The 20604-nt window shown below is 63.8% G+C and carries 27 protein-coding genes; 21 read left to right on the top strand and 6 right to left on the bottom strand.

Features of this window, described 5'->3' with window-relative positions; all coding sequences use genetic code 11:
• Positions 1-44: 44 nt before the first annotated feature.
• From RT131_RS00475 to RT131_RS00465, 3 genes are all read left to right on the top strand, one after another.
• The gene (locus tag RT131_RS00475; protein ID WP_313169318.1) at positions 45-1004 is read left to right on the top strand and encodes an acetyl-CoA carboxylase carboxyltransferase subunit alpha; all 960 of its coding nucleotides are present in this window, start codon (positions 45-47) and stop codon (positions 1002-1004) included.
• Between the two features lie 26 nt (positions 1005-1030).
• A complete protein-coding gene (locus tag RT131_RS00470) occupies positions 1031-1786 on the top strand; it encodes a tetratricopeptide repeat protein (protein ID WP_313169316.1) in 756 nt (251 codons plus the stop codon).
• Between the two features lie 216 nt (positions 1787-2002).
• The gene (locus tag RT131_RS00465) at positions 2003-2770 is read left to right on the top strand and encodes an alpha/beta fold hydrolase (protein WP_313169314.1); all 768 of its coding nucleotides are present in this window, start codon (positions 2003-2005) and stop codon (positions 2768-2770) included.
• 138 nt (positions 2771-2908) lie between these two features.
• Here the strand turns inward: RT131_RS00465 and RT131_RS00460 are convergent, their stop codons facing one another.
• Entirely contained in the window at positions 2909-3364 is a 456-nt protein-coding gene (locus RT131_RS00460; RefSeq protein WP_313169312.1) for a CopD family protein, read from the bottom strand.
• Between the two features lie 63 nt (positions 3365-3427).
• Between RT131_RS00460 and RT131_RS00455 the strand changes: the two genes are divergently transcribed.
• Positions 3428-4024, top strand: coding sequence for a class I SAM-dependent methyltransferase (locus RT131_RS00455; RefSeq protein ID WP_313169310.1), 597 nt, complete (start codon positions 3428-3430; stop codon positions 4022-4024).
• An 81-nt stretch (positions 4025-4105) separates the two neighbouring features.
• Entirely contained in the window at positions 4106-5419 is a 1314-nt protein-coding gene (phaZ, locus tag RT131_RS00450; RefSeq protein ID WP_313169308.1) for a polyhydroxyalkanoate depolymerase, read from the top strand.
• Positions 5420-5636: 217 nt separating this feature from the next.
• Here phaZ and RT131_RS00445 read toward each other — a convergent pair whose 3' ends face one another.
• The 4 genes from RT131_RS00445 to RT131_RS00430 form a co-directional block, all read right to left on the bottom strand.
• A complete protein-coding gene (locus RT131_RS00445) occupies positions 5637-5951 on the bottom strand; it encodes a multidrug efflux SMR transporter (RefSeq protein ID WP_313169306.1) in 315 nt (104 codons plus the stop codon).
• Position 5952: 1 nt separating this feature from the next.
• Positions 5953-6336, bottom strand: a complete 384-nt coding sequence (locus RT131_RS00440) for an SMR family transporter (protein ID WP_313169304.1) — start codon at positions 6334-6336, stop codon at positions 5953-5955.
• 136 nt (positions 6337-6472) lie between these two features.
• On the bottom strand, positions 6473-7471 hold the full coding sequence (locus RT131_RS00435) for a sensor domain-containing protein (RefSeq protein WP_313169302.1): 999 nt from the start codon (positions 7469-7471) through the stop codon (positions 6473-6475).
• The gene (locus RT131_RS00430) at positions 7471-7833 is read right to left on the bottom strand and encodes a PadR family transcriptional regulator (protein WP_293706291.1); all 363 of its coding nucleotides are present in this window, start codon (positions 7831-7833) and stop codon (positions 7471-7473) included. The genes RT131_RS00435 and RT131_RS00430 overlap by 1 nt, the downstream gene beginning before the upstream one ends.
• 153 nt (positions 7834-7986) lie before the next feature.
• Between RT131_RS00430 and RT131_RS00425 the strand changes: the two genes are divergently transcribed.
• The 5 genes from RT131_RS00425 (at position 7987) to RT131_RS00405 (ending at position 11699) form a co-directional block, all read left to right on the top strand.
• Positions 7987-8889 (top strand): peptidylprolyl isomerase, encoded by a 903-nt coding sequence (locus tag RT131_RS00425; protein ID WP_313169301.1) that lies wholly within the window; start codon positions 7987-7989, stop codon positions 8887-8889.
• Between the two features lie 316 nt (positions 8890-9205).
• On the top strand, positions 9206-9532 hold the full coding sequence (locus RT131_RS00420; protein WP_313169299.1) for a metalloregulator ArsR/SmtB family transcription factor: 327 nt from the start codon (positions 9206-9208) through the stop codon (positions 9530-9532).
• Positions 9533-9549: 17 nt separating this feature from the next.
• Positions 9550-10938 carry a DUF2867 domain-containing protein gene (locus RT131_RS00415; RefSeq protein WP_313169297.1) on the top strand — a complete coding sequence of 463 codons (1389 nt, stop codon included), beginning with the start codon at positions 9550-9552 and terminating at the stop codon, positions 10936-10938.
• Between the two features lie 104 nt (positions 10939-11042).
• Positions 11043-11444, top strand: coding sequence for an OsmC family protein (locus RT131_RS00410; protein WP_313169295.1), 402 nt, complete (start codon positions 11043-11045; stop codon positions 11442-11444).
• A gap of 6 nt (positions 11445-11450) precedes the next feature.
• Positions 11451-11699, top strand: a complete 249-nt coding sequence (locus RT131_RS00405; protein WP_282273345.1) for a hypothetical protein — start codon at positions 11451-11453, stop codon at positions 11697-11699.
• A 178-nt stretch (positions 11700-11877) separates the two neighbouring features.
• Here the strand turns inward: RT131_RS00405 and RT131_RS00400 are convergent, their stop codons facing one another.
• A complete protein-coding gene (locus RT131_RS00400; protein WP_313169292.1) occupies positions 11878-12669 on the bottom strand; it encodes a DUF4349 domain-containing protein in 792 nt (263 codons plus the stop codon).
• 295 nt (positions 12670-12964) lie between these two features.
• On the opposite strand from RT131_RS00400, the gene RT131_RS00395 reads away from it, so the two are divergent.
• The 11 genes from RT131_RS00395 to RT131_RS00345 all read left to right on the top strand — a co-directional run bounded on the left by RT131_RS00395 (position 12965) and on the right by RT131_RS00345 (position 20323).
• Positions 12965-14767, top strand: coding sequence for a DUF885 domain-containing protein (locus RT131_RS00395; RefSeq protein WP_313169290.1), 1803 nt, complete (start codon positions 12965-12967; stop codon positions 14765-14767).
• A 145-nt stretch (positions 14768-14912) separates the two neighbouring features.
• The gene (locus RT131_RS00390) at positions 14913-15716 is read left to right on the top strand and encodes a hypothetical protein (protein ID WP_313169289.1); all 804 of its coding nucleotides are present in this window, start codon (positions 14913-14915) and stop codon (positions 15714-15716) included.
• A 391-nt stretch (positions 15717-16107) separates the two neighbouring features.
• Entirely contained in the window at positions 16108-16281 is a 174-nt protein-coding gene (locus RT131_RS00385; RefSeq protein ID WP_313169287.1) for a hypothetical protein, read from the top strand.
• A 116-nt stretch (positions 16282-16397) separates the two neighbouring features.
• Positions 16398-16829, top strand: a complete 432-nt coding sequence (locus RT131_RS00380; protein ID WP_313169285.1) for a PH domain-containing protein — start codon at positions 16398-16400, stop codon at positions 16827-16829.
• Between the two features lie 75 nt (positions 16830-16904).
• Positions 16905-17303 carry a nuclear transport factor 2 family protein gene (locus tag RT131_RS00375; RefSeq protein ID WP_313169283.1) on the top strand — a complete coding sequence of 133 codons (399 nt, stop codon included), beginning with the start codon at positions 16905-16907 and terminating at the stop codon, positions 17301-17303.
• 41 nt (positions 17304-17344) lie between these two features.
• Complete coding sequence (locus tag RT131_RS00370) at positions 17345-17770, top strand: GNAT family N-acetyltransferase (RefSeq protein ID WP_313169281.1); 426 nt, start codon at positions 17345-17347, stop codon at positions 17768-17770.
• A gap of 50 nt (positions 17771-17820) precedes the next feature.
• A complete protein-coding gene (locus RT131_RS00365) occupies positions 17821-18159 on the top strand; it encodes a tRNA-binding protein (RefSeq protein WP_313169279.1) in 339 nt (112 codons plus the stop codon).
• 62 nt (positions 18160-18221) lie between these two features.
• Positions 18222-18872 (top strand): TMEM175 family protein, encoded by a 651-nt coding sequence (locus tag RT131_RS00360; protein ID WP_313169277.1) that lies wholly within the window; start codon positions 18222-18224, stop codon positions 18870-18872.
• Between the two features lie 126 nt (positions 18873-18998).
• Positions 18999-19454, top strand: coding sequence for a DUF1801 domain-containing protein (locus RT131_RS00355; RefSeq protein ID WP_313169275.1), 456 nt, complete (start codon positions 18999-19001; stop codon positions 19452-19454).
• Positions 19455-19506: 52 nt separating this feature from the next.
• Complete coding sequence (locus RT131_RS00350) at positions 19507-20004, top strand: hypothetical protein (protein ID WP_313169274.1); 498 nt, start codon at positions 19507-19509, stop codon at positions 20002-20004.
• A gap of 22 nt (positions 20005-20026) precedes the next feature.
• Positions 20027-20323 carry a hypothetical protein gene (locus tag RT131_RS00345; RefSeq protein WP_313169272.1) on the top strand — a complete coding sequence of 99 codons (297 nt, stop codon included), beginning with the start codon at positions 20027-20029 and terminating at the stop codon, positions 20321-20323.
• Positions 20324-20604 lie beyond the last annotated feature (281 nt).

Below are 20604 nucleotides of genomic sequence, written 5' to 3'. Positions count from 1 at the left end.
CGCGTTCGGCTACACTTCCCCCCTTTCATTGCTGACGGTTTCCGATGAATCCGAACTACCTCGATTTCGAGCAACCCATCGCCGATCTGGAATCCAAGATCAAGGACCTGCGCAATGCCAGCGCCGGGCCGGCGGTCAATGTCGATGCTGAGGTCAAGGCGCTGGAAGACAAGCTGCGCCTGCGTACTGCCCAGATCTTCCGCAACCTGTCCTCCTGGCAGGTGCTGCAGGTGGCCCGCCACCCGTCGCGCCCCTACCCCTTGGACTACATCCGCATCTTCTGCGACGAGTTCCAGGAACTGGCCGGCGACCGCGCCTTTGCCGATGACAAGGCCATTGTTGGCGGCCTGGCCCGCATCGGCGGCCGTCCGGTGATGCTGATCGGCCACCAGAAGGGCCGCGATACCAAGGAAAAGGTCAAGCGCAACTTCGGCATGCCCAAGCCCGAGGGCTACCGCAAGGCACTGCGCCTGATGAAGATGGCCGAGCGCTTCGGCTTGCCGGTGCTGACCCTGATCGACACCGCCGGTGCCTGGCCGGGCATCGACGCCGAAGAACGTGGCCAGTCCGAGGCCATCGCCCGCAACCTGATGGAAATGGCCGAGCTGAAGGTGCCGGTGATCTGCACGGTGATCGGTGAAGGCGGCTCCGGCGGTGCCCTGGCGCTGGGCGTGGGCGACCGCACCCTGATGCTGGAATACAGCGTCTACTCGACGATCAGCCCGGAAGGCTGCGCCTCCATCCTGTGGAAGGACGCCGGCAAGGCCAAGGACGCCGCCGAGCAATTGGGCATGACCGCGCCGCGACTGAAGAGCCTGGGCCTGATCGACAAGGTGATCCGCGAGCCGATCGGCGGCGCACACCGCAACCCGACCCAGATGGGCAAGCGCCTGAAGGCCGTGCTGCTCAACGAGCTGGACAAGCTGGACAAGCTGAGCGTGGAAGAACTGCTGGAGCAGCGCTACAAGCGCCTGCGCAGCTATGGTGCCTACGAAGCGGCCTGAGCCGCTTCCAGACCGAGGACACAGGGATGAGTCCGATCATTCTGCTTTCGCTGCTGCTGCAGATCGCCTGCTGCGTACACGTCGTGCGCACCGGGCGGCCGCTGTATTGGATCTTCATCCTGCTGGTGTTCTCCTACCTGGCAGTGCTGATCTACGTCATCGCCGAAGTGCTGCCGGACCTGCGCAACAACCCGACGGCGCGACGCGGCCTGCGCCAGGTGCGCGACCAGATCGACCCGCAGCGTGGCAAGCGCCAGGCAGACCAACGCCTGCGGGTATCGGACACCGCCGACAACCGCCGACGCCTGGCCGAGGAGCACCTGGAACGCGGCGAGTACGCCGAGGCAGCGGCGTTGTATGAAGGTGCGCTGCGCGGAATTCACCGCGAGGATCCCGATCTCATGCTCGGCCTGGCCAAGGCGCAGTACGGCCTGCAGCAGCCGGCACAGGCGCGCAAGACGCTGGAAGCACTGATCGCTGCCAACCCCGGTTTCCGATCGCATGACGGCCACCTGCTGTATGCCCGCACGGTGGAAGACAGCGCGGACATCCCTGCCGCCCTGCACGAGTACGAGGCGATGATCGGCGGCTACCCGGGCGAGGAAGCGCGGCTGCGCTATGCGCTGCTGCTCAAGCGCGCCGGACGCGACGACGAGGCGGCCAGGCAACTGCAGAACATCCTCGACCGCGCCGAAACCTCACCGCGCTATTACCAGCAGGCACAGCGCGCGTGGATCGATGCCGCACGCAAGGAACTGCGGCAGCTGACGCCGGCAGGCTGAGCCCGCTTGTTTTTTTGTGGGAGCGGCGTCAGCCGCGAAGCTGACCCTGCCAAAGCCCTTGGTACCTCTGCCATCTGATGATGTACTGGCTTCGCGGCTTACGCCGCTCCCACAAACGCATCCCGCGCCTGCGCACGGATATCGGATTGTGGCGACGCGATGCGCAAATGGACTGTGTTATCTGCCTTCTCCCCATCCCCGGCGAGGCCAAGCAGCATGATCACCAGCCTGAAAGTCCTGTTGATCGCCATCAGCGTGCTCGCCAGCATGTACCTGATCGCCTGTGCCCTGCTCGCCTTCAATGCCCGCAGCATGCTCTACCACCCGGCCCCGCGCAGTGCAGATGTACCGCACTGGACCCTGCCACGCGACGATGCCGACATCATCGTCTCCAGCAACAGGCAGCACAGCACGCAGCTCGTACTGTATTTCGGCGGCAATACCGAAGACGTCTCGCAGGCGCTGCCAATGCTGCAGCAGGCGTTTCCCGAAGCCGCCATCCACGCGATGCACTACCGTGGCTATGGCGGCAGCAGCGGCTCACCAACCGAAGCCTCGCTTATCAGCGATGCATTGGCGCTCTATGACGGCACCAGCACCAGCCAACCCCACGACATCATCGTGGTTGGCCGCAGCCTCGGCTCAGGCGTCGCCGTGCAACTCGCCGCTGCCCGGCCAGTTCAGCGGCTGGTTCTGATCACGCCTTACGACAGCATTGGCAGCCTGGCTGCACGCATGTTCCCGGCCTTCCCGGTGCGCCTGCTGCTACGCGATCACTACGATTCATGGCGCCACGCCGCGCGGATCACTGCGCCCACCACGCTGATCATCGCCGGCAGGGATGAGGTGATTCCGAATGCGAGTTCGTCGCGGTTGTTGCGCGAATTCCTGCCCGGTGTGGCGCAGGCAGTGACCATCGCTGATGCCGATCACAACGATGTGTTTGCCTATCCGCAGTTTGCGGAGGCTTTGCGGGGGCAGTAAGGCTCACAAGCTCAACCCCTCCCCCGCCCTCCCCTTGGCTGCGCCAAAGGGAGGGGGCAGAGCTTGAGCCCTCCCTTTGGCGCAGCCAAGGGGAGGGTCGGGAGGGGTGCCGTTGATCTTCGCAGCCCTGCAGAAAACTCAGAACGGCTTCGCCAGCACCAGATACACGATGGCAATGAACAGCACCAACGGCAGCTCATTGAACCAACGCAGCGTGCCCGACGATGGCAGTGCCTTGCCCTTGAGCGTGCCCTTCAACCAGCGCCCGGTGAAGGTGAAATAGACCATCAGCAGCACCACCAACCCCAGCTTGGCATGCAGCCAACCGGCAGCGCCCGGCGCCACCATGGTCGGGAAGTCGGGCAGCACCTTGTAGCCCAGCCACAGCACCAGGCCGAGGATGAAGGCGATGCCGAACATCACATGGCCAAACCGGTACAGACGCTTGCCCATCAATTGCAGCCGTTCCACCACCGGCGGCTGGCCCGCCGCCTCGGCGATGTTGACCAGGATCCGCGGCAGATAGAACACCGACGCCATCCACGCCACCACGAAAACAAGGTGGAAGGTCTTTACCCAAAAGTACGACTGCATGCGCTGGCTCCATCGGCGGCGTAGGATGTGCCCCATTTTCGCCCATCCGCACAAGACACGCACATGCAGGACAAGCAGTACGACGCCGACTACTTCCAACGCTGGTACCGCCGCGACGATATCGGCGGCGCAGCGCGCCTGGCACGCAAGGTGCAGCTGGCCGTTGCCGCCGCCGAGTACTACCTGGAACGCCCGATCCGCAGCGTGCTCGATATCGGCGCCGGTGAAGCCGCCTGGCGTGCGCCACTGCTCAAGCTGCGGCCCAAGCTGCAGTACATGGGCTTTGACAGCAGCGAATACGCAGTGCGCCGCTACGGCCGCACCCGCAACCTGCACCTGGCCAGCTTCGGCGATTTCCAGTGGCTGCGGCCCTGCGCACCGGTGGACCTGCTGGTCTGCTCGGACGTCATGCACTACGTGCCCAGCCGCGAGCTGCGCCAGGGCCTGCCGGGCCTGGCCGAGCTGTGCGGCGGGGTCGCCTTCCTGGAGCTGTTCACCGCCGAGGACGAATTCCATGGCGACCACGACGGCTTCCAGCAGCGCCCGGCCCGCTGGTACAAGCGCCAGCTGCGCGAGGTGGGCTTCCGTCCGGTCGGTTCGCATTGCTGGCTGGCCCCCGCGTTCAGCGAGGACATCGCCGCGCTGGAAAGGGCCGACTAAAGGCCGATACCTGCTTAACGCCGCAAATGTCATAGTGCGCTATGCTGCACAGCATCATATGACTGTACATATTGGGACGTCATGCTTTATCAACTGCATGAATTGACCCGCAACCTGCTTGCGCCCTGGGTTCACCAGGCGCAGGCAAATGCGGCGTTCTTCAATAATTCCGGCCACTGGTGGTCGTCGATGCCGGGCGCTGATCGCTTCGCGGCGATGAACGAGCTGTTCCATCGCCTCGGCAAGGATTATGAGAAGCCCGAATGGGGCATCCACGAGTTGGAGCTGGATGGCGAAATCGTGCCCATCGCCCAGCTCACCGAGGTCGAAAAGCCCTTCTGCAAGCTGCTGCGCTTCAAGCGCCACAGCAATGAGACCTCCAAGGTCGAGGCCCTGCTGGCGCAGCCCATCGTGCTGGTGGTGGCGCCGCTGTCCGGCCACCACGCCACCTTGCTGCGCGATACCGTGCGCACCCTGCTGCGCGACCATCGCGTCTATGTCACCGACTGGGTGGACGCGCGCATGGTGCCGGTGGAACAGGGCGAGTTCGGCCTGGACGACTACATCGAGTACGTGCAGGAATTCATCCGCCACCTCGGTGCCGAGAACGTGCATGTGGTCAGCGTCTGCCAGCCCACCGTGCCGGTGTTGGCCGCCGTTTCGCTGATGGCCAGCCGTGGCGAAACCACGCCGCGCTCGCTGGTGATGATGGGCGGGCCGATAGATGCGCGCTGCAGCCCCACCGCGGTCAACAACCTCGCGACCCGCAACCCGATGTCGTGGTTCGAAAACAACGTCATCCACACCATTCCAGCGCCGTATCCGGGCCAGGGCCGTCGGGTCTATCCGGGCTTCCTGCAGCATGCCGGTTTCATGTCGATGAACCCCAGCCGCCACCTGATGTCGCACTGGGATTTCTACACCGACCTGGTCAAGGGCGACCTGGACGATGCCAATGCGCATCGCCGTTTCTACGACGAATACAACGCCGTGCTGGACATGCCGGCGCAGTTCTACCTGGACACGATCCGCGTGGTCTTCCAGGAATTCCTGCTGCCGCGTGGCGAGTGGTATGTGCGCGGCGAACATGTCGACCCTTCGGCCATCCGCGACACCGCTCTGCTGAGCATCGAAGGCGAGCTGGACGATATCGCCGGCCTCGGCCAGACCGAAGCGGCGCAGGCGCTGTGCACCGGTATCCCGGCCGCGCGCCGTGATCACTTCATCGTCGAAGGTGCCGGCCACTACGGCATTTTCAGCGGCCGCCGCTGGCGCGAAGTGGTATACCCGAAGATGCGTGACTTCTTCAGCGCCCAGTCCGCGCAGCCCGCTGCCAAAAAAACAAAGAAGGCCAGCAGCAACGTCACCCCGTTGCGCCGCCGCGCCCAGCGCTGAGCCGCCCTGCGTAGGCCCCTCTCCCGCCTGCGGGGGGAGAGGGACCGTTTGCGAACCATCGGTTCGCGGTCACTCGAGCGCCCTTGCGCAAGGGCCGGGGCGCGGAGCGGGGGTTGGGGGTGAGAACAAGCCGAAGCCAAACGTTTACAGCAACGGCAGTTCTACCGAAGCTAACAAGCAAACCAGAAGGCCCCGGCACTCCCGGGGCCTTCTGCATTCAGGACACCGCCTTCAAGCCCACCACCCCCACCACGATCACCGCCAGGCTCAACAGGCGGGCGGTGCTGCGCGACTCACCAAAGAACAGCATGTTCACCAGCACTGCAGCCGCGGTTCCAAGGCCAATCCACACCGCGTAGGCAATGCTCAACTGGATGTAGCGGAAGGACTGGTACAGCAGCACGAAGGAAGCACCAAAACCACCGAAGAACATCAGCGCGTTCAACAGACTCTTGCGCCCGCTGTAACGCTTCAGGCCAATCACGCCCAGCGTCTCCATCAAGGCGGCGGCAATCACCAGAAACCAGCCCATGTCAGCCTCCCCGCCCGTTAGCATCAGACGCGGCAGCCACCTTGCCATCGGCCAGTTTCAGCGCGATCACGCCCGCCACCAGCACCGCCATGAACACCCCCTTGGCCAGGCTGAAGCTGCCATCGAACAGGAAGATATCCATCAGCGCGGTACCCACCGTGCCAACGGCGGCAAACACCGCGTACACCGTGCCGGTGGGCAACGATTCGCAGGCCTTGGCCAGCCAATGGAAGTCCACCACGATCACCACGATGATCGGAATCCAATGCCACCATGTGGCAGCCACGTTGAAGCCATACACCCAGACCAACTCGAACAGGCAGGTCAGCGCCACGTAGAACCAGCCTTTGCCGGCCATGGTGTTCTCCACAAAAAAAACCGTCACCAGCATACCGCGAGGTAGTGCCGAGCCATGCTCGGCAGAGGCCTTACCGGTAACGCCCCTGCCGAGCATGGCTCGGCACTACAAAAAACGAGGGCGCCGTTGGCGCCCTCGTCTACGTTCCCTTGCAAAGCGGCGCTTACAAGCGCACCAGCAGATGCTTGGCCATCGCGCCATGCAGCTTGCCGATGCCTCGCGCCAGATGCAGCGTGCCGAACAGCAGCAGCACGCCAACACCCACCGACAAAGGCCACAGCCAGAAGGAGCTGCCGACATTGACGCCGTCGATCCAGATGCCGATTGCCTCATTGGTGAACAGTGCAGCCACAGGGGCGAATACCAGCGCCAACGACGTCGACAACAAGGTCGTGGCCACGGTGAAATACAGGGTCCCCAATGGCAGCATCAGCACGAAGTACAGCATCGTCAGCCAGGTGCGGCCGTCCGAGAACATCGCACCGATGCGCTGCAGCCAACCCTGGCTGCGATCGGTATAGGTGGGCCGGCGCGGCATGCGCACGCCCAGCATGGTTTCGATGATGCGCCCTTCCACCAGCGACAACACCCGCACCGAACCCAGGAACAACAGCAGGATCGGGATACCGATGATCAGGATCAGCAAGGACACCGACACCGACAGACCGGTCACCACCCAGGTAAAGAAGAAGATGCCGGTGGCCAGCGACAGCAGCATGTAGAACAGCGCGCCATAGGTATGCGGATCCAGCGCCACGCCAAAGAAGCGCGCCAGCAAGGATCGCGGTGCTGGCGTGCGCACCGATGCGGCGACACCTGGCTCAACCGGGGACGCGCTCGCGTCAGCCACCGCCGCAGCAGCTGCTGGCATGACACGCGATGCCGGGCGCGGCGTGCGCAGGGCGCGGTTCACTGTCACCTCGGTTTCGCGGTAGATCTCGGCCACCTCTTCCGGCGCGCCATAACTGCCGGCCACACCGGCAATCACCTCGGCCTCGCTCTTGCCCGGCTGTTCGGCCAGCTCCGAGCGCAGGTATTCCTCGGCGTCGTACAGCGCGTCCTGGATCATCGCCAGGTCGGCACCTGCCAATGCCGCGCGCAGTTGGTCCAGGTATTCGGGGATGGTGGTCGGCAGCGGTCGCGTGTTGTGTTCGGTATTCATCATTTGATCCCTTCCAGTACGGACTCGACCGAGTCGCGGGTGGCATTCCAGGCGGCGACCCACTGCCGCAGCGCGGCGCGACCGTCGTCATTGATGCGGTAGTAGCGCCGCGGTGGCCCCGCCACCGAAGGCTCCACATGGCTTTCCAGCAGGCCGGCAGCTTCCAGGTTGCGCAGCACCGGATACAGCGCGCTCTGCTTGCCGCTGAGCACCCCATCGCCTATCCGCTCCAGCTCCTTGGCGATCAGGTAGCCATACAGCGGCTCCGGCGCCTTGGCCAGCACCGCCAGCAGGGCCAGCGACACCGTGCCTGTGCTCAATTCCTTCTGGAACTTGCGCAGATGTGCATCCAACTCCGTCATGGCCTTCACTCCCGCCAACTAGCCTGAAGCAAATACTAGTATTTAGTTCGCTATAGCGAATATGCCGGTAGTCACCCCTACCGCCGTCACGGCGCTGGCGGGTGCCCCGGCCAATCGCGCAGAATCGGCCTACACCCAACTGGAATGCGCCCGATGACGTTACGTCCCTGCCTGCTTGCCCTGGCCCTGTCGCTGTCCCCGCTGCCCCTGCTGGCCGCCGACGCCCCCGCCAAGTACCGCAGCGCCCAGGAGATCATCGACGCCGCGCCGGCCAGCGACTGGCACACCCCGGCGGCGGAAAACACGCTGTACATGGACCTGGAAGGCGGCCGCGTCATCATCGAGCTGGCCCCGCAGTTCGCACCCGAGCACGCCGGCAATATCCGCGCGATGGCCAGGGAGCACTTCTGGGATGGTCTGAGCATCTACCGCTCGCAGGACAACTTCGTTGTTCAATTCGGCGACGCCGATGCCGACGACGTGGCCAAAGCCAAGTCGATGGGCAGCGCCAAGTCTCATCTGCCCGCCGAATTCCAGCGTCCGCTGCAAGGCCTGGCCTTCACCGCCCTGCCCGACCGCGATGGTTGGGCCCCCCGCACCGGCTTCGTTGGCGACTTCGCCGTTGGCAGCGATGGCAAGAATGCCTGGTTGGCGCATTGCTATGGTGCGCTCGGCGCTGGCCGCAACAATGACGAGGACAGCAGCGTCGGTGCGGAGCTTTATGTGGTCACCGGCCAATCGCCGCGCCAGCTGGACCGCAACATCACCCTGGTCGGCCGCGTGCTCAAGGGCATGGAACTGCTGAGCACCATCAAGCGTGGCCCCGACCCGATGGGCTTCTACGAAGACCCCGCACAGCGTACGCCGATCAAGGCGATCACCCTGGCCAGCGAGCTGCCGGAAGCACAGCGGGTAAAGCTGCAGGTACTGCGCACCGATTCCAAGACCTTCGCCGATGCGGTGGAAGCCCGCCGCAACCGCGTGGACGGCTTCTACAAGCGCGCCGCCGGCCATATCGACCTGTGCAACATCCCGTTGCCGGTACGTATCCGCTGAAGCGCATCCACGGTAGTGCCGAGCCATGCTCGGCAGCGGCTCTACCGGGAAAGCCCCTGCCGAGCATGGCTCGGCACTACACCCCCTCCCTTTCGCGTAGCGAAGGGGAGGGCTGGGGAGGGGTTGGCTCTTCGCTGGCTGACCCAGCTGAAGCGTCGCGGCCGGCCCCGCTACTGCAAAAGCGTAAAGCGCAGCCCGCCGGAGTACCGGCAAAGCCTCTGCCGAGCATGGCTCGGCACTACAGTTGATGCGAATGCTTGACATGGCCCGGCAATCATGCATTTAATCAATTAACTAATTAGTTAATTGATTACCCATGCCTGCCGATCAGATCTTCGAAGCCCTTGCCTCACGCCCACGCCGGGAGATCCTGGCGTATCTGTCGGCGCAGGAGCTCACCGCAGGCGAGATCGGCCAGCGTTTCGAGATGAGTGCGCCGGCCATCTCCCGCCATCTCTCGGTTCTCACCGCCGCCGGACTCGTCACCAGCGAGCGCCGCGGCCAGTTCGTTTTCTACCGGCTTACCCCGGACAACATGGTCAACACCTTGAGCCGCTTCGCCTTCGAGGTCTGCCCAACCGCCGGGCCGCTGCAGCGCGAATCACGTCGCAATGCCAAGACCAAGGCAAAACCCGCCAGCTGACCACAACGAGGCATCGCATGGAACGCAGTCGCACTCCCAACGAAAGCAGCTTTCCGCATGTCTCGATCAATGCCCGTGATGGCAGCCGTGCCGCGGAAGTCACCCTACTGACCCAGCTCGATGTGGGCGCTGGCGATGCGATCGCAACCGCGACAGGTGCACGCCAGGCCCAACACGCGCATTTCAACGATGCGCTGGACGAGCCCTCTGCGCGGCTTTCAGGCCCCGACCTGAGCGCTGGCGACAACGCCGCGCTCTACACGTTCTCTGTGGGCCGCAAGGGTCACCCCTTCCATCGTCATGCTGCACCGCGTGTGTTCACCGCGATCAGCGGCAGCGGCGGCACGCGTCTGCGTTTCATCGCCGCGGGTTCGGCCTGCGACACGCCGCAGGCTATGCAGCAGGCACTGCGCCACGTCGAGATTCCCGCCGATTGCCTGTTCACGGTGCGCATGGGTGCCAACACCTGGCACCAGTTCGAGCCCTTGCGTGGCAATGGCAGGCATCCGGCCCTGTTCGCGGTTTCCTGCCATCCCGATGAAACCGCAGGCGGATTGGATCCTGCCTTGCACGCGCAGGTCATGCGCGGCGAAGCCGACCTTGCCAGCCTCACTGAAGTGATGCCGGCGGCACTGCAGCAGCACACACAACAGGCCGATGCGTGGACCAGCGTGCTCAGCTTTGATCCGCTGCCCCGGCAAGCCTGGGCGTGTGCGCTGTTGCGCCGGCATGCCGGGCAGCTGCGCCAGCGGCTGGTGCAACGCTGTCCGCGCAGCGGCACCCGTTCGCACCGGCTGCCCGCGCTGCAGGCACGCAGCAGCCATCACCTGCCGCCGAACTCGCTGCTGGCCCAGCAACTGCCGCATCACCACCATCAGGACCACGTAGAGGTTCAGCTGGATCGGCGCTGGCTCGGTGGCAGCAATCCGGAACAGTTGCTGACAGCGCTGCTCACCGCCTTCATCCAACAGCCCGCCGGCAGCGTCAGCGGCCTGATGCGGTTACGGAATCTGCTGGCGCGGCCGTTGCGACTGCGCACCTCGTCGTTGGGCTGCCCGGTGTCATCATTGCTGAGCGATACGCCAGTACAACGTTTCGCCGGGCGCTTCCCGGTGCTGGCCACTGCCATCAAGGCCAGTTCCGCGCAGGTTCTGCTTGGCGCTGATGATCGTCACCTGCAGTTCCGCTCCAGCGTCACGGTGCAGCGCGACGGCGAGCTGATCACCTTCAGCCTTTCCACGCGGGTGTACTGCCACAATCCCTTCGGGCACCTGTACATGGCCGCGGTGGACCCGGTGCATCGCCATTTCATCGCACCAAAGATGTTGAAGACCGCCGTCAACTGCCTGCTTGAGGAGGCCGCAACAGCCCTCCCTGCCGGGCGCGCAGCCTTCGTGACGGCGTGAACGGCGGCATCGTTCAGCCGATGGGACGATGCAGGCAATAAACGGCGACTACCGGAGCTACCTGTATCGCAGTAGTTTGACTGCTCGTTCCGAAGGAAGCCGCCATGGCCCACGTCACCATTCAATCAACGGGAAGCAACTACGCCCATCGCATCAGCAACGGCGTCCACGAACTTGTTGCCGATGAGCCTGCCCGGCTGGGCGGCCAGGACGCGGGCATGGCGCCGTTCGACCTGTATCTGGCATCACTGGCCGCCTGCACCGCGATTACCTTGCGTATGTATGCAGAGAAGAAAGGCTGGGAGCTGGGTGAGTTCAACGCCGAGCTAACCTCCAGCCGCGATGAAGCCGGTAAGCTGCAGGTGCACCGCATTCTTTCCGCTACCGGCGCATTGACCGACGAACAATGGGAACGACTACTGGACGTAGCCACCCGCACGCCGGTCACCAAGGTGATGGGCGAAGGTGCGACCATCACCAGCGAACACCGCGCCCTGAAGAGTTGAGACGCCATGTTTACGATTGTTGTTATCTGGGATGCAGACAACGCTGAAGTGACCCAATGGGACGAGACCCCGTGGGTCACCACCTTCAAGGATCGCGAAGTGTCTTTGCGGGCTGGGCCACGCGAGCGCGTGGATGCCAATGGCGTCAGCAGCCAGGTTGCGGTCTATCTGCCCGATGAGTTCAACGAGGAAGAGTTCCAGGACCTGTTCGCCGCGCACGAGAAGCGCATTCCGGAGCTGCACCTGCACGGCTGAAGCCGGCCCTTGTAGGAGCGGCGTCAGCCGCGAAGCTGACGCCGCTTCAGACCACCGGCTTCGCGGCTGACACCGCTTCTACAAAAGCCAGTGGGCACTTTGCTTGCGCGTGCCGCGAAGCTGGAGTCGTTTCAGAGCATCAGCTTCGCGGCTTACGCCGCTCCCACAAATCTGCGGATTACTGCTTCTTGCGGCGGCGCCACCACAGGCGTACCAGCCAAGCCAGGAAGCCGCCAATCAGGACCACCGGCAGCAAGCCTGCGGCGATGCGGATCAGGTAGGCCAGGCTGGTGGTGAAGATCTCGCCTGAATCCCCGAACGCCTGGCCGATCTCGCTGCGGTTGCGCTGGCTGTTGGTGGATTCGATGTTGATGGTGACCAACTGCGTGTCGATGCGACGGTGCTGCTGGGCCGCATCGCGGTTGGCCTGCTGCAGGCCTGCTTCGATTTCCGACAGCCGCTGCGAAATCGTCAGCAGGTCCGCCACCGCCAGATCCTTGCGCTGTTGATACTCGAGAAGGCGCTCATGCTCGGCTTTCAAACGGTCCTGCATCAGCTGGGTATCGGCGACCTGCTGGGCCAGGTCCTCGGCCTCGGTATTGCGGGTGGTCACCTCACCCTTGTCGCTGGCGAGTGCGATCAGCGGCTCCACCCCCTTGGGGGCAACCCGCACCTTGATCGAGCCGCTGGGTGTATCGCCGCCCTGCTGGGACACGTTGAGCACCGCGCAATCGCCAAACTTCGCGCTCTGGCACGCATCGGATACAGCCTTCACCCTGGGCGCGATGTCCTTGCCCGGCAGCTGCAGCTGCACCGTGTGCTCATAAGCCAGGAATGCGCCTTCCGGCGACTGCACGGCATCGGCTGCCACCGCCGCGCTTTCGGCCGACATGTCGTGCTTGGCGCAACCGGCGAGCGCGAGCAGCGCGCCCAATGCCAAAGCCAAGGTCCTTCCGTGCTGTTGTTTCATGCGTCCATGTTCCATGTGATTTCGTGGCCGCAGCATAACGACTTGGCTGAATACGAAGGCTAAAAATTTGTGCAGAGCGGCGTAGCCCGGGTAAGCGCAGCGCACCCGGGGATTCGGTGAGCCGGAGATTCGATGACGGTGAATCAAGACCCCGGGTGCGCTGCGCTTACCCGGGCTACAGGGCCCCCGCTGCGCTGAACCACCTGTTTCGACAGGCCGCCACCAACCAACGGCATGTGCGGTACAGGCCCTGTGCGCCTATGCTCGGGGTTTCCCCTCAGCAACAGGAATACCGATGCGCAAGCACCTGCTCGCCGCCGCCCTGCTCGCCAGCCTGGCAGGCTGCCAGAGCGGCGACGCCCCGACCGCGCCGTCCACCTCCACCGAGCAGGCCGGCCAAAGCCAGGCCGATGCCCAGTTCGCCGAGCTGTCGAAGAAAGCTTTGGACACCTGGATGCAGTTGTCCCCGGTCAGCGCCACCCAGATCGGCGACCACCGTTACGACAGCCAGCTCGATGATCTCAGCGCCGCCGGCCAGCAGAAGAGCCTGGAGGCCAGCAAGGCCCTGCTCGCCGAGCTGGACAAGCTGGACGTGAGCAAGCTCGGCCGCGAGAACCAGGTGGATGCCGCCATCCTGCGCAACCAGCTGCAGTCGGACATCTGGTCCAACGAAACCATGCAATCGTGGAAGTGGGACCCGCAGGTCTACAACGGCCTGGCCGGCAGCGCCATCTACGGCCTGATGGCCCGCGAGTTCGCGCCGCTGCCCGAACGCCTGAAGTCGGCCACCGCGCGCATCGAGCAGATCCCGCAGATCTTCGCCGCCGCCCGTGCCAACCTGGACCCGGCACGCGTGCCGAAGATCCACGCCGAAACCGTGGCCAAGCAGAACCGCGGCATCCTCAGCCTGGTTGAAACCTTCATCGTCCCCAATATCGGCCAGCTCGAAGCCGCCGATCAGGAGCGCCTGAAGACCGCCATCGCCACCCTCACCACCGCGGTGGAAGAGCAGCAGACCTGGCTGGACAAGACCCTGGTGCCCAACGCCAAGGGCGAGTTCCGCATCGGTGCGGAAAAGTACGACCAGAAGCTGAAGTTCTCGCTCAACTCCTCGCTGTCGCGCGCCGAGATCGGCGAGCGTGCCCGCGCCGAGCTGACCCGCGTGCGCAAGGACATGTACGGCATCGCCCAGGTGGTGTTGAAAGACAAGCCGGGCGCACCGGAAATGCCGGCCGACCCGACCGACGACCAGCAGCAGAAGGCGATCGAAGCCGCACTGGAACTGGCCTATGCCGACAAGCCGGCCCGCGACAAGGTCGTGGACGATGCCAAGGCCGCGCTCGACCAGTCCACCGAGTTCGTGCGCAAGCATGACCTGATGACCCTGCCCGACGCACCAGTCGACATCATCCTGATGCCGGAATTCCAGCGTGGCGTGGCCGTGGCCTACTGCGACTCGCCGGGCCCGTTGGACAAGAACCTGAAGACCTTCTACGCGGTCTCGCCGATTCCGGACGATTGGAACGACAAGCAGGTCGACTCCTTCCTGCGCGAATACAACAGCCGCATGATCCACCTGCTGTCCATCCACGAAGGCACCCCGGGCCATTACCTGGAAGGCTGGCACTCGGGCAAGTTCCCGTCGACGCTGCGCGCGGTACTGCGTTCGGGCCTGTTTGCAGAAGGCTGGGCGGTCTACACCGAACGCATGATGCAGGAACAGGGTTACCTGGATAACGACCCGCTGTTCCACCTGGTGCAGCTGAAGTTCTACCTGCGCACCATTGCCAACGCCATCCTCGACCAGGGTGTGCACGTGGACAACTGGAGCCGCGAGCAGGCCATGCACCTGATGACCCACGATGCCTTCCAGCAGGAAAGCGAAGCCTCGGGCAAGTGGGTGCGCGCACAGCTCACCTCGGCCCAGCTGCCGACCTACTTCGTCGGTGCGCAGGAGCATTTCGACACCCGCAAGGCCGTGCAGGACAAGCAGGGTGCGAACTTCAACCTGAAGGCCTACCACGATCAGATCCTGTCCTACGGTGCGCCGCCGGTGCGCTTCGCCCGCCAGCTGATGCTGGAACAGCCGATCGAGTAAGCGATCGGCCTACCCGTTCGGTCAGCAGAAGCCCGGTATCCGCCGGGCTTCTGCTTTCGCGTCATCGGCAGCACCGAACTATCATTCACCACCGTTCGGCAACGATGCCGATACCTGCTGCTCCAACTTTCCGGATCTCACTGACATGAAGTCGCTGCTCACCTGTTTGGCCGCCGCCTGCCTCAGCCTTGCTTCACTGCAGGCACACGCGCAGGCACCCGCACAACCCCACGCGGTCTATATGGACGCCAGCGCCAAGCTGCAGCAGCGCATCGCAGAGAGCGCCGCCAAGGGGGAGATGCCCCGCATCAGCGAACCAGAAACGCGTGCACTGCTTGATGTCCTGTCCGACAGTCATCGTTTCCTGCAATCACAGACCTACGACGCCGCCAACATCGGTCAGTTGATGGACATCTGTGGCCAGGCCAACCGCTTGTCGATGGCCTATGCACTGACCGGGCTGAAGGAACATCTCCCGCCCCAGGCAAGCGCAGAGGAAATCGCACGGCAGATGGGCACGGTGATGGAAACAAACATCGTGGCATTCCAGCAGGAGCTCGAACGCCTGCATCCGTTCCTGCTGCGTTGCCTGGCCACGCAGATCCAGCCGTTGACCGCATTCACGGCGGCACTGCCGCCGGAGGAACTCACCCCCATACGCCTGGCAGGGCTGAACCAGCTGCGTGGCGGCCTGGTAAACAGCTATAGCGGCAACCTGATGAGCATCGGCAACCAGGCTTTGCAACCCAGCTACCGCACGCAGGTCGTGCGGGCAATGGCGGAGAGTTCGTCGCTGTTTGCCTCCGCGCTGCAACTGCCGGCCCGCCAGCAGATTGCCGACGCCGCCAGGGTCATTCTTGCCGACGCACCGCTGGACAACCGCGCCGACATCGAGACCATCATCAAGGCCATGAGTGATCCCGACTGTACAGGCCTGTGCGCTTACTGACTGTCTCCCGCAGGAGCGGCGCGGTGAACAGCACAACATCGAATGCCACGGGGCGATCAAACAACGGCGTGAAGCACACGCCGCCGCATGCGCATGGAAAATGGCGCATCGGATAGGGGGCCAGAACCGCGCCCCGGCAGCACCGGCCGCGCTCCGCCAATCACCGCAAGCTGTGGCATGATCGGTTTGTGTTGCGCAGTACGAACCGGGCGACTTCGGCTGGAAACCGGTGCACCGCCAGAACTCGCCCCTACCTTCATCCAGGCCGATGGCGCTCCATTGCCCGGCCCCGCATGGGCGTTGGGCACTGATGGAATGGATAGATGCGCTGGAGCACGACGCCTGGAACGATGTCATCGAGGAGCTCGTCTGGCATCTTCGGAACGGTCGCATGCCCATCCTCATCAGCCATCAGCCCACCCCCGAACGCAGGGTCGAATTCCACTTCAAGGACCTGCCCGCAGTGGTCCTCCCGCTGAGCCAGCAGTCCTGCTGGAACGAGGCGGTCAGCATCATCGAGCGCTTCCCCCAGCTCAACGCCACCCGCCTGCGCAGCGGCGCCTGATGGGCCTCGCCAGCGCCACCGGCAGGCATGCCTTCGGGCCTATTGCCCTGCTCCGGGCGCCGCCTACAATTTCGTTTCCATCGCTCGAAAGTACACAATCAGGGGAAGGCTTCAACATGGAAACAAATGCAATCCTGGCCTGGACGCTGGTATCGGAATGCCCGATCCCGCAGGACGTGAACGACATCCTGGTCCCCGGCGAGACCGCCGTAGCGGCCTACAAGACCTTCCGTGACTCGGCGGTGTTCACCAACAAGCGGCTGATCGTGCGCGATGCGCAGGGCATTACCGGCAAGAAGGTGGAAATCTATTCGCTGCCGTACTCATCCATCTATATGTGGTCGTCGGAGAACGGCCACGGCCTGTTCAATTTCAACTCCGAAATTGAACTCTGGACCAAGGCCGGCCATATCAAGGTCAACCTCAACAAGGGCTTGGACGTCCGTCGCCTGGACAAGCTCATCGCCCAGGCCGTGCTGGGCAGCACGGCATCGCCTGCCGCCGGCACCGCCCACGCAGTATCTGGCAACCCTCCGCCGTTGCCGTAAACCGACGCGGCCAGGCCATTGCTACCAGCGGCAACATCAACTGAGTCGTTGCCGCCGACTGGAACCACAACCCCAATGACAAGCCAACGCGCGCACTACCTCCAGCTGGCACATACCGTTCTCGACTGGAACCGCCGACATCTCAATCGCGATTCCGTGCTGAGCGAGGCATTGATCGGCGAATGCTTCGCCGATCAATTCATCGTCGAGCCCAATGGCCGCCGCTACGAAGCCGATCCCGCCAACTACCTCGAGTTCCTCAACGGCATGAAAGCCGGCATGGACGGCATCGACTACGAGATCGATCATGCCCTCGTGGAAGACGCATCGGTGGTGTTCTCGATGCGCGCGCGGATCCGCCATGTTGATGGGCGCCACGAACTGTTCCGCGCCATGCTGCTGATGCGGTTCAATGACGCCGGCAAGGTCATTCTCTGGCATGAGGTCTATGTGCCAATCGCGTCGCCCGCCTGATGCCTGCCGGGCTGCACAACCCCAGGATTCCGGATGCAACGATGAGCGAACCCAGCTATACCCTCAGCCACGACATTCCTTCCGTCGATACCTACCGGCACCTGCGCCAGGCCAGCGGGCTCAGCCCGAAGACCGCCGAAGCCGCAAGCCGGGGGTTGCCCAATTCCCTGTTCGCCGTGCAGATCCTCTGCGCCAATGAAACGGTTGCGATGGGACGGGTAATCGGCGATGGCGGCAGCTTCTACCAGGTGGTCGACATTGCGGTATTGCCCGCCCACCAGGGGCGTGGCCTGGGCAAGAAGGTCATGAGCGAAATCCAGGCCTACATCCAGCGCGAGGTACCCGCCTCGGCCTATGTCAGCCTGCTGGCCGATGGCGAGGCCTATCGTCTCTACCAGCAGTTCGGCTTCGCCCTGACTGCACCGGCCAGCGTTGGCATGGCGCTTACGCAGCTGCGTTCTGCCTGAGCTTCTGCGCCCTGCGCCATTCCACTACCCTCCAACTTCCGAGCACCTCCATGCAGACCATCGATTGGAACGATTTCAGCAAGGTTGAACTGCGGGTGGGCCGCGTCATCGCCGCCGAACCCTTTGCTGCCGCGCGCAAGCCTGCCTATATCCTGCAGGTGGATTTTGGTCCGGAACTGGGCACCCGCAAGTCCAGCGCACAGATCACCGCGCTGTACAGTGCCGAACAACTGCTTGGCCGGCTGGTGGTGGCGGTGGTCAATTTCCCGCCGAAGCAGATCGGCCCACTCATGTCCGAATGCCTGGTGACCGGCTTTCACGACGCCGAGGGACGGGTGAGCCTGTGCATGCCCGAGCACGAGGTTCCCCTGGGCACGCGCCTGTTGTAGATCCAACAGGCGTCCCTGCGCCCAACTGCGCAGGGACGCCCTCACCCCGCAAACCGCACACATTGCCTCGACGTCACTTCGTGCTAGCGTTCCGCAGCAAATCCATCGGCATATCCAGGCAGGGGCAGGTGATGGGCAAGGGGCGACTGGAAGCATTCAGCGATGGCGTCATGGCCATCATCATCACCATCATGGTGCTGGAGATGCGCCCTCCCGAAGGCGCCACCCTGGATGCGTTGCGACCACTGCTCACTACCCTGCTCAGTTACCTGCTGAGCTTCGTCTACGTCGGCATCTACTGGAACAACCACCATCACCTGCTGCAGGCCTGCCAGAAGGTGACAGGCAGCGTGCTGTGGGCCAATCTGCACCTGCTGTTCTGGTTGTCGCTGCTGCCATTCGCCACGCACTGGATGGACGATTTCAATCAGCAGCCGCTGCCTACCGCGTTGTACGGCTGCATCCTGTTGGCGGCCGCCATCGCCTACTGGATCCTGCAACGGCGCATCGTCGCCGCTGATGGCGAGAGCTCGCGCTTGCGGCACGCGCTCGGCAGTGACTGGAAGGGCAAGCTCTCGCCGGTGCTGTACATCAGCGGAATCGCCCTTAGCTTCGTCAACGCGCATCTTGCGCAGTTGCTGTATGCGACCGTCGCCTTGCTTTGGCTGATTCCGGATCGGCGCATAGAACGCGAACTCGGCCAGGCCGGCTAGGCAGCCGGCCAAGCTGTTCCTGCTTTCACCTGCCAACGATGACCTCCCGGCTTGCACCCATGTTTTACATTTGGCTGCCCGGTCTGGGTTAAAAATCCCTGCCTTCCTTGTCCTATCGGAGCTTCCATGGCCACCGCCAGAACCAAAGGTTTTACCGCCGAAGAACAGGCCGCGATGAAGGAGCGCGCACGCGAACTCAAGGCCGAGGCCAAGGCTGGAAAACTGAAGGCCGACGGCGAAGCCGAGCTGCTGGCCAAGGTCGCTGAGATGCCCGCCGCCGAGCAACAGATGGCGCGACGCGTGCACGCCATTGTCACCACCACCGCTCCCACGCTCACCCCCAAGACCTGGTACGGCATGCCCGCCTATGCGCGCGATGGCAAGGTCGTGTTGTTCTTCCAGGGGGCCAGCAAGTTCGGCTCGCGCTATTCGACATTGGGCTTCAACGACATGGCAAAGCTGGATGACGGGGCGATGTGGGCCACCGCGTACGCGTTGACCGCGATCACGCCGGAGGTCGAGAAGAAGATCACCGCCCTGGTGAAGAAAGCCATGCGCAACCCTGGCAGCAATCTGCAATAGGCAATCGTGGCGCCTGCGGCTATCTTGTCCCATCCCGAAATCGATGGACCGCATGTCTTTCTGGACCTGGCTGTTTCCACGTACACACGTCGTCTTTTCCAGCCCACTGCCACGCGAACAGGCGGTGCAGGCGCTGCGTGCAGCCACCGCGCGCGGCAACCTGACCGCCACCGGCAGCGTCGCTGGCTCGGTAAGCGAGCGCGGTGTACACCTGTATCACCGCAGGGTGATGCGCAACTCCTTCAAGCCGCACTTCCGCGGTGCCTTGCGCAGTACCCCACAGGGCTGCGAACTGCACGGACGTTTTGCGCTGCCGCCGCTGGTGTTCATTTTCATGCTGTTCTGGCTTGGCTTCTGTGTGCTGTGGAGCGTGGTGACAGCGACGCAGCTCGGCGGCGCGGACCTGATGCTGCTGCCTGCCGTATTACCGGGCATGCTGATGTGCGGGTTCGGCATCGGTTTGTTACGACTGGGCCAACATCTGGCCGCCGATGACCCGGCGATCCTGTCACGGGTGATCCGGCAGGCGTTACAGTCCCCCTCATCCTGAATCCGGTTGCGAGAACCCCTGCTTGTCAAACCACAATGACGCCACGCTGGAACTGCAGAAGCTGCAATCTGAAGTGATGCAGCAACTGGAAATCATCGCCGACGACATCACGGCCGGGCGGCTTGGCGCCGATGAGGGCGCGGCCAGGGCCAGGGCCCTCATCGCCACCAGCGAGCAGCAGCGCGTGGCCATGTTCAACGCTGCGATCAGCGCCAGCCAACGCCAACGTCGTCGCGGCTGGTTGTTTGCCTCGATGGTGGTCATCGCCATCGCGATGGTGGTGGTCGGCCTGCTGTTGGCGCGTATCGGCACAGCCTGAGCACCCGCCAAGCACGACGCTGGTAGTGCCGAGCCATGCCCGGCAGGAGCGTTCCACGTCAACCATCGGAGCGGGGTGCGCACCATTGTGGCCCGAGGTCGAGAAGCCAACCTCTCCCCAGCCCTCCCCTGCTGCGCAAGGGAGGGACCCGTAGTGCCGAGCCATGCTCGGCAGAAGCTTTACCGGGAAGTCCTCTGCCGAGCATGGCTCGGCACTACAGCTTCGGCTCTGCCGAGCATGGCTCGGCACTACAGCTTCGGCTCTGCCGAGCATGGCTCGGC

The sequence above is a fragment of the Stenotrophomonas sp. genome, from assembly GCF_032066555.1.
Taxonomy (GTDB): domain Bacteria; phylum Pseudomonadota; class Gammaproteobacteria; order Xanthomonadales; family Xanthomonadaceae; genus Stenotrophomonas.
This window is presented reverse-complemented; position numbering and strand designations above follow the sequence as displayed.

Excerpts from the sequence above, each read along its gene's own strand:
- phaZ (WP_313169308.1), top strand. The coding sequence starts at position 4,106 with ATGCTTTATCAACTGCATGAATTGACCCGCAACCTGCTTGCGCCCTGG.
- RT131_RS00350 (WP_313169274.1), top strand. The coding sequence starts at position 19,507 with ATGTCTTTCTGGACCTGGCTGTTTCCACGTACACACGTCGTCTTTTCC.
- RT131_RS00465 (WP_313169314.1), top strand. The coding sequence starts at position 2,003 with ATGATCACCAGCCTGAAAGTCCTGTTGATCGCCATCAGCGTGCTCGCC.
- RT131_RS00375 (WP_313169283.1), top strand. The coding sequence starts at position 16,905 with ATGACAAGCCAACGCGCGCACTACCTCCAGCTGGCACATACCGTTCTC.
- RT131_RS00475 (WP_313169318.1), top strand. The coding sequence starts at position 45 with ATGAATCCGAACTACCTCGATTTCGAGCAACCCATCGCCGATCTGGAA.
- RT131_RS00430 (WP_293706291.1), bottom strand. The coding sequence starts at position 7,833 with ATGACGGAGTTGGATGCACATCTGCGCAAGTTCCAGAAGGAATTGAGC.
- RT131_RS00370 (WP_313169281.1), top strand. The coding sequence starts at position 17,345 with ATGAGCGAACCCAGCTATACCCTCAGCCACGACATTCCTTCCGTCGAT.
- RT131_RS00415 (WP_313169297.1), top strand. The coding sequence starts at position 9,550 with ATGGAACGCAGTCGCACTCCCAACGAAAGCAGCTTTCCGCATGTCTCG.
- RT131_RS00455 (WP_313169310.1), top strand. The coding sequence starts at position 3,428 with ATGCAGGACAAGCAGTACGACGCCGACTACTTCCAACGCTGGTACCGC.
- RT131_RS00470 (WP_313169316.1), top strand. The coding sequence starts at position 1,031 with ATGAGTCCGATCATTCTGCTTTCGCTGCTGCTGCAGATCGCCTGCTGC.
- RT131_RS00395 (WP_313169290.1), top strand. The coding sequence starts at position 12,965 with ATGCGCAAGCACCTGCTCGCCGCCGCCCTGCTCGCCAGCCTGGCAGGC.
- RT131_RS00425 (WP_313169301.1), top strand. The coding sequence starts at position 7,987 with ATGACGTTACGTCCCTGCCTGCTTGCCCTGGCCCTGTCGCTGTCCCCG.
- RT131_RS00410 (WP_313169295.1), top strand. The coding sequence starts at position 11,043 with ATGGCCCACGTCACCATTCAATCAACGGGAAGCAACTACGCCCATCGC.
- RT131_RS00390 (WP_313169289.1), top strand. The coding sequence starts at position 14,913 with ATGAAGTCGCTGCTCACCTGTTTGGCCGCCGCCTGCCTCAGCCTTGCT.
- RT131_RS00445 (WP_313169306.1), bottom strand. The coding sequence starts at position 5,951 with ATGGGCTGGTTTCTGGTGATTGCCGCCGCCTTGATGGAGACGCTGGGC.
- RT131_RS00420 (WP_313169299.1), top strand. The coding sequence starts at position 9,206 with ATGCCTGCCGATCAGATCTTCGAAGCCCTTGCCTCACGCCCACGCCGG.
- RT131_RS00355 (WP_313169275.1), top strand. The coding sequence starts at position 18,999 with ATGGCCACCGCCAGAACCAAAGGTTTTACCGCCGAAGAACAGGCCGCG.
- RT131_RS00435 (WP_313169302.1), bottom strand. The coding sequence starts at position 7,471 with ATGAATACCGAACACAACACGCGACCGCTGCCGACCACCATCCCCGAA.
- RT131_RS00400 (WP_313169292.1), bottom strand. The coding sequence starts at position 12,669 with ATGAAACAACAGCACGGAAGGACCTTGGCTTTGGCATTGGGCGCGCTG.
- RT131_RS00385 (WP_313169287.1), top strand. The coding sequence starts at position 16,108 with ATGCCCATCCTCATCAGCCATCAGCCCACCCCCGAACGCAGGGTCGAA.
- RT131_RS00405 (WP_282273345.1), top strand. The coding sequence starts at position 11,451 with ATGTTTACGATTGTTGTTATCTGGGATGCAGACAACGCTGAAGTGACC.
- RT131_RS00365 (WP_313169279.1), top strand. The coding sequence starts at position 17,821 with ATGCAGACCATCGATTGGAACGATTTCAGCAAGGTTGAACTGCGGGTG.
- RT131_RS00380 (WP_313169285.1), top strand. The coding sequence starts at position 16,398 with ATGGAAACAAATGCAATCCTGGCCTGGACGCTGGTATCGGAATGCCCG.
- RT131_RS00460 (WP_313169312.1), bottom strand. The coding sequence starts at position 3,364 with ATGCAGTCGTACTTTTGGGTAAAGACCTTCCACCTTGTTTTCGTGGTG.